The 6,459-nt window shown below is 71.6% G+C and carries 7 protein-coding genes; 3 read left to right on the top strand and 4 right to left on the bottom strand.

What is annotated here, in order from left to right; all coding sequences use genetic code 11:
• Positions 1 to 810, bottom strand: an 810-nt coding sequence (locus ABIE38_RS06895; RefSeq protein WP_354054746.1) for a DUF222 domain-containing protein, incomplete at its 3' end; no start/stop codon positions are given.
• Positions 811 to 919: 109 nt separating this feature from the next.
• The gene (locus ABIE38_RS06890) at positions 920 to 1,318 is read right to left on the bottom strand and encodes a DUF2784 domain-containing protein (protein ID WP_354054744.1); all 399 of its coding nucleotides are present in this window, start codon (positions 1,316 to 1,318) and stop codon (positions 920 to 922) included.
• A 301-nt stretch (positions 1,319 to 1,619) separates the two neighbouring features.
• Between ABIE38_RS06890 and ABIE38_RS06885 the strand changes: the two genes are divergently transcribed.
• The 3 genes from ABIE38_RS06885 to ABIE38_RS06875 are packed head-to-tail and all read left to right on the top strand — an operon-like array spanning position 1,620 to position 4,233.
• Complete coding sequence (locus ABIE38_RS06885) at positions 1,620 to 2,693, top strand: 3-deoxy-7-phosphoheptulonate synthase (RefSeq protein WP_354054742.1); 1,074 nt, start codon at positions 1,620 to 1,622, stop codon at positions 2,691 to 2,693.
• A 59-nt stretch (positions 2,694 to 2,752) separates the two neighbouring features.
• Positions 2,753 to 3,520, top strand: a complete 768-nt coding sequence (locus ABIE38_RS06880; RefSeq protein WP_354054740.1) for an isoprenyl transferase — start codon at positions 2,753 to 2,755, stop codon at positions 3,518 to 3,520.
• A complete protein-coding gene (locus ABIE38_RS06875; RefSeq protein WP_354054738.1) occupies positions 3,520 to 4,233 on the top strand; it encodes an MOSC domain-containing protein in 714 nt (237 codons plus the stop codon). Before ABIE38_RS06880 ends, ABIE38_RS06875 begins: the two co-directional genes overlap by 1 nt.
• A 227-nt stretch (positions 4,234 to 4,460) precedes the next feature.
• Here the strand turns inward: ABIE38_RS06875 and ABIE38_RS06870 are convergent, their stop codons facing one another.
• Both ABIE38_RS06870 and ABIE38_RS06865 read right to left on the bottom strand, forming a co-directional pair.
• A complete protein-coding gene (locus ABIE38_RS06870; RefSeq protein ID WP_354054736.1) occupies positions 4,461 to 5,942 on the bottom strand; it encodes a PH domain-containing protein in 1,482 nt (493 codons plus the stop codon).
• Positions 5,943 to 5,962: 20 nt separating this feature from the next.
• Positions 5,963 to 6,451 (bottom strand): PH domain-containing protein, encoded by a 489-nt coding sequence (locus ABIE38_RS06865; protein WP_354054734.1) that lies wholly within the window; start codon positions 6,449 to 6,451, stop codon positions 5,963 to 5,965.
• Between the last annotated feature and the right edge of the window lie 8 nt (positions 6,452 to 6,459).

Raw genomic sequence — 6,459 nt, 5'->3', positions numbered from 1 at the left:
GTCGTGCAGGGCGGTACCGATGTCGTCGGTGTTCGGGTCCCCGAGGGCGCACAGGGCATCGGCGCGCAGTTGGTCACGGGTGCGGGGATGGCCCGCGTCGTGGGCGGCGCGGGCGGCGGTGTCGATGCGGCGGCGCAGTTTCTCGGCGTCCCCGCTGGGCAGGTGGGCCCACATGCTGGTCATGCCGTCGCGGCCTGGGCGGAACCGGACGGTGCGCTGCTCGAGTGCGGCGCCCACCGCGTCCTGGGTGGCCTGCGGGTCGTGGCGCTGCCGCGCTGCGTCGACCGCGGTGTCCAGGGCCGTGCGGCTGGGCCGGTGGCCCCCGTTCAGGTCCCGAGCCAGGGCCCCGACGACCTCGGATTCCACGGCCGCGATGATCTGGTCGGGAATGTCGGCCAGCCGGCAGGCGGTGTCGATGGCCAACTGTTCGGGGAACAGGCCCCGATCCACGGCCTTGCGCAGCAGCGGAAGGCGGGTGTGGATCTGCACCCCGGCGGTCACCAGACGCCCGGCGTGCCACCCCGTCAGCGCCATCGCCGCCGCCAGGTGATCACGCGCCCGGTCAGCCGGGTCCAGGCGGGCGTAGGCCGGACGCGGACGCACCCGGTCGTCGTGGGCGGCCTCATCGAGCCGACCCATCGCCTCGACGAGGTGATGCGCGGCCTGCAACCGGGTGGCCGCGGCCAGGTTCTGCGCCAACGTCGCCGACCGCGCCACCTCACTCAACGCCTCCGCGCCCAACGTCTCGAGAGGCTCCGGCACGGCGCGAAGCGCCCCGAACGCCGCCGAACTCGCCGTCGTCGCACTCATCACCGCCACCCCTCCCACGCCGCACCCGAATCGAACATGTGTACTATCCTACCAATGAACACAGCATCGATCAAGTGTTCGAATAAAGACCGGGACGGCGGCGTCAATGTCAGGAGTATCGCGCCTCTGACGCGAGTGCGCGGGAGTGTGCACGGGCACGCCAGTGGAGGAAGGCCAGGCCCGCCCACGAGACGAGCACGGCGGCAGCGACGGCGAGCTGCGCCGTCAGAAGATGCTCCGCGGGGTAGATGACACCGGTGAGGTAGTGGTCGATGAACCCCGTCGACGGAAGCGTCTCCTGGCCGGCGCGGGCGCGTCCCCAGTTCTCCACGTGGGTGAGCGGACAGTCCCACCCCACCGTCGCGATGGCGAGGCCGTACGCCGCCGTCGCCAAATGGGGCCAGAATGTCCAACGCCAACGCCACGCGAGGAAGCCGCCCACCACCATGTACACGAGGAAGGCGGCGTGGAGCACCATTGCGACGTCCGCGACGAGTCGGTATCCCATGACTCCAGCGTGCCAGCCGGGGCTGCAGGCGCAAGTGGCCCGACGGGCGCGGCCTCTGCTACGGTGTCCGGCATGTCGATCGCTCGCGCTTATTGGCGCTTTATGTGGGCTCCGGGTGGAGCCCGCGCCGCGAGCGCACGCGTCCGCTAGCCGGACGTCCGACACCCGGAGCCCAGAGGCGGTGACCACCACGGTCGCCGCCTCCCGCCATTTCCCACGGCGGATCCGGGTGCGACACAGGGCACCTCACAGGATCACGGCACCCGGCCCGCCACGACCACCGCATCAGGAGCGCACTGCCGTGACCATCACCGCCGAGAACCCCACCCAGACCGCCGACCGGCGCGTCCTGTCCTACTCCCCGCTGCCGACGCCGACCGAGATCCTCGGCGAGCTCCCGCTGGGGGAGGTCCGCGAGGCGCTGGTCGAGCGCAGCCGCAGCGAGATCGCTGCTGTCCTTGCCGGGCGAGACGACCGGCTGCTCGTGGTGGTGGGGCCCTGCTCGGTCCACGACCCCGAAGCCGCGCTCGACTACGCAGGACGCCTCACGACACTCGCCGAGGAGGTCTCGGAGGACCTGCTGATCGTCATGCGCGTCTACTTCGAGAAGCCGCGCACGACGGTCGGGTGGAAGGGCCTGATCAACGACCCGGCGCTGGACGGGACCTACGACATCCCGCGCGGTCTGCGCACGGCCCGCAGGCTCCTCCTGGACGTGCTGGACCTCGGCCTGCCCGTCGGCTGCGAGTTCCTCGAGCCGACCAGTCCGCAGTACATCGCCGACGCCGTCTCCTGGGGTGCCATCGGAGCGCGGACCACCGAGAGTCAGGTGCACCGTCAGTTAGTCTCGGGCCTCTCCATGCCGGTGGGGTTCAAGAACGGGACAGACGGCGAGGTCCAGGTCGCGGTGGACGGGTGCAGGTCCTCGGCATCGCGCCACGTGTTCTTCGGCACCGACGCCGAGGGCAGGGCCTCCGTGGTGGAGACGGCCGGGAACACCGACTGCCACGTGATCCTCCGGGGTGGCACGGGCGGACCCAACCACGATGCGGCGTCCGTGGCGTCCGCGGTGGCGTCGGTCGCGAAGGTGGGGTTGCCCGGACTGGTGATGGTCGATGCGAGCCACGCCAACTCCGGCAAGTCCCACGAGCGTCAGGCAGAGGTCGTGGCCGAGCTCGCCGAGCGGATCGGGGCGGGGGAGGAGGGCATCTCCGGCGTGATGGTGGAGAGCTTCCTCGCGGCCGGCGCCCAGTCCGTCGACGCTGCCGAACTGGTCTACGGGAAGTCGGTCACCGACGCCTGCATCGGGTGGGACACCACCGAGGAGGGCGTGCGCGCGCTGGCCGCGGGGGTTCGTACAGGCCGACGGGGCTGATCCCCCGCGGGGACAGGGGGACCCCTGTGGAGGGGGCGTCGCGCGGTAACCTCTACCGAGTGGATGCCTCCTCCCCCCTGTACTCGCTGTACGAGTCGCGACTCCGGTCGTCGCTCGAGGGTGCCCGGCTCCCACGGCACATCGCGGTGATGGCTGACGGAAACCGCCGCTGGGCCAAAGAGGCAGGTTTCGCGGATGTCGCGCACGGACACCGGGCCGGGGCGGTCAAGATCGCCGAGATGCTGGGCTGGTGCGACGAGCTGGGCGTGGACGTGGCCACCATCTACCTGCTGAGCACCGAGAACCTGGGGCGCGACGCCGAGGAGCTCGACGAGCTCCTGCAGATCATCGCCGACGTGGTGGACGAGATCACCGGCCCCGACAAGAACTGGGACGTCCGGATCGTCGGACGACTGGAGGTGCTGCCGGAGTGGCTGGCCGATCGGCTGCGCCATGCCGAGCGCGCGAGCACCGGGCGTCGGGGGGTCAAGGTGAACGTCGCCGTGGGGTACGGCGGCCGGCAGGAGATCGCCGACGCGACGCGTGAGCTCGTCGCCCAGCTGATCGACGAGGGCCGGACCGGGCAGGATCTGGTCGACGGCATCACCGTGGAGGCCATCGGCGAGCACCTCTACACCTCGGGCCAGCCCGACCCCGACCTGGTGATCCGCACCTCCGGAGAGCAGCGGCTCTCCGGATTCCTGCTGTGGCAGAGCGCGTATTCGGAGATCTGGTTCACCGAGGCGTACTGGCCCGCGTTCCGCCGCGTTGATTTCCTCCGCGCCCTGCGCGACTACGGTGCACGCAACCGCAGGTTCGGCCACTGATGCCGCCCTCCAGCAGTCCCGCGTCCGGGCCGACGGTGCCGGAGTCGTTCACCGTGCAGGCCGTCTGCGTGGTCGACCAGCTCCTCGCCGTGCCCGGCCGCGTCGGCGTGACGGCGATCGACAAGCGCCCGGTCGAGGGCCCGGTGCAGGTCCGTGAGTACGGCCTCCACGGTGACGTCCAGGCCGATCGCGAACACCACGGCGGCGTGTGGAAGGCCGTCTACCTGCTGTCCGACTCCGATGTCGAGCCGTGGGAGCCCGAGTTCGGTGGGCCGATCCCGCCCGGGTACTTCGGCGAGAACCTGCGCGTGACCGGTGTCGACACCTCGCAACTCCAGATCGGCACGGTGCTGGAGGTGGGCCGGGGCAGCGGTCGTCGGGGTCCGCTGCGCCTGGAGATCACCACCCCGCGCATCCCGTGCCAGACGTTCGGCGATCGCGTCGGAAAGCCCAGATGGGTGCGCCGGTTCACCGAGGCGGGGCGGCCCGGTGCGTACGCCCGCGTGCTGCGGCCGGGGCCGGTCGAGGTGGGTGACGAGATCCGGGTGGTCGCCGTGCCCACGCACGGCGTCACCATCGGGCGGGTGTTCGCCGGGGTCGACGACGACGAGGCGGGCCGCCTGCTGTCCGAGTACACGCTCTCCGATCTCGCACCGAGCCTGGTGCGCAAGCTCGACCCCGCCACGGACGTCCGGCCCGCCGGCACGGACTGAGGCGGCCCCTCAGACCTCGAGGAGCGGTCTCGACGAGCGACATCCGGAGCGTCGTCGCGAGCGATCATGTCGAAAGGTCGATTGCGATCACGTTTTGCCAGGTCGCGTTCTGCCATTTGCGGCATCCGTGACCACTCGACGAGAGCCCGGACAAGTCGGCGTGTACCCGGACCACTTGGCGTGTGCCTGGACTAGTCGGCGTGCGTCCGAACAAGTTGGGCCCGGGATCAGCCAGACGGCTCGGCGAGGTGGTCCCAGACCGGTCCGGCGGCGCGCCACAGTGCGGGCGCCTGCTCGCGGCCCACGTCGGGCAGCCGGAACGCGCCGCTGCCGCCGGCGGTGGTGGCCACGAGCGTCGTCAGTCCGGCGCGGCGCTGCAGGGGCGATCGCCGGATGTTCCAGCCGAGGATGCCGTCCCGCCCGAGCACGTCGGTACGCCGCATCAGCGAACCCTTGCGCAGCGCCACCACCCCGCCGGTGATCTCGTGTCCGAGACCCCCGGCGTTGTCGAGCGCGGCCCAGACCGCACTGGCCGTGGAGAGCGCCAGCGAGACCACCGGGACCCACCAGAGCCACGGCCACACCACGGCCGGCATGAGTGAGGCGCCGGTGACCGCGACGACGGCCACACCCGCCCGCATCAGCCTGCGCCGACGCGCGGCCGGCGGATGGGCTCGGAGGGCCGTGGGCACGGGCTCGCCGAGGATCGTCCCGGCCGCGCCCGCGGAGACGGCCCGGGGCGAGGCGGGCACCAGCGCCGGGCTCTGCTTCTTCTTCCCCTCGTCGTCCTTCCCGGTACCGACCCCCGAGGCCACCACGTCGAGCCGCGCGGCGCCGAGGAGTCTGAACCCCGGGGGTTCGTGGAGGGTGACCCCGCGGATGCGGCGACCGTCGAAGGAGGTGTGCCGACCCACGAGCAGGCCGCGATGGAGCTCGAGCGAGCCGTCCTCGTGGTGCTCGAGCCGCAGATTCCACCAGTTCTCCACGAAGAGGGCCACGGACGCGATGATTCCCGCCACCAGGGCGAGGACGAGCACCCCGGCGGCGATCACGGGGATTGGCAGGTCGCCGATCCGGCCCCAGATCCACTCGAGCATCTCGGGCACGGCCCCGAACCAGTCCGCGACCTGGAACACGATGCCGATGCCCACGACGCCGAACAGGGGGGTCATGACGCTGGCGGGGGCGTAGCGGACCCACCCCGGGTCGAGACGCACGAGCTCGGCGGTGTCGGTGGCGGCCCGCTCGGCGAGGAGTCGTCGGCGCAGCTCCTCGGCCACCTCGCGGTCCAGGGCGCCGAGGACGAGTCTGGACCCGTCGGTCTCCCCGCTGGCCAGTCTCACGGTGGCGATGCCCATCCGCCGTTGCACCAGGTCCGCCGAGATCTCCACATTGCGCACCCGGCCGGTCGACAGGCTGGTGGTGGAGCTGGAGAGGAAGCGGACGCGGCGCTCGATCCGGTGGGTGTCCACGCGGTACCTGGTCACGGCGAGGCGGGCGGTCTCGATGACAGCGGTGGCCGCGGCACCGAGGATCGTGCCACCGATGGTCCACAGCAGTACCCACGCCAGACCCACTCCGCCGAGGAGGAGGGCGGACCCGGCGGGGACCGCGGTCGCCGCCAGCGCCCCTGCGGCCACCACGGTGCTCGCGGCGATGGTCCTCGGGTCGAGTCGCTTCCATTCGGGCCCGGGGGGTTCTCCGTGCACCGGTCGCGACCCTGGCGCGGTCACGTCGCGTCCCGCTGGTCGTCCTCGGCCAGCAGCGTCACCCTGTCGACCATCTCCTCGGCCTGAGCGGCGTCGAGGGCACTGATGCGGACGGCGCCCGACGAGGAGGCGGTGGTGACGACGACGGTGGCCAACCCGAACTGACGTTGCAGTGGCCCGCGGGTCTTGTCGACGGTCTGCACCCGGGAGAGCGGCGCGGCCCTCCACTCCTCCCAGAACAGCCCACTACGGCTGTAGATCGCCGTGTCGGTGGCCTCCCACCGGTGGATGGCCCATCGCACCCGGGGCACCACGACCAGCGCCACGGCGGTCGCGGCCGCCCACCCCACGGCCACGAGCAGAACCCAGGGGAACAGGACCAGGCCCAGGACCACGGTCACCACCAGCGGCCCCGCCATCCACAGTGCGACCTGCGCCGTCCACCAGCGCCGACACCGTGGGTCGACGTGGTTTCGGGGTGGTCTGAGTCCGATCGGTGACGAGTTCACGGTGTCCA

Source organism: Dietzia sp. 2505, assembly GCF_040546785.1.
Taxonomy (GTDB): Bacteria; Actinomycetota; Actinomycetes; order Mycobacteriales; family Mycobacteriaceae; genus Dietzia.
The sequence above is the reverse complement of the archived record's forward strand: the minus strand, read 5'-3'. Positions and strand labels throughout refer to the sequence as shown.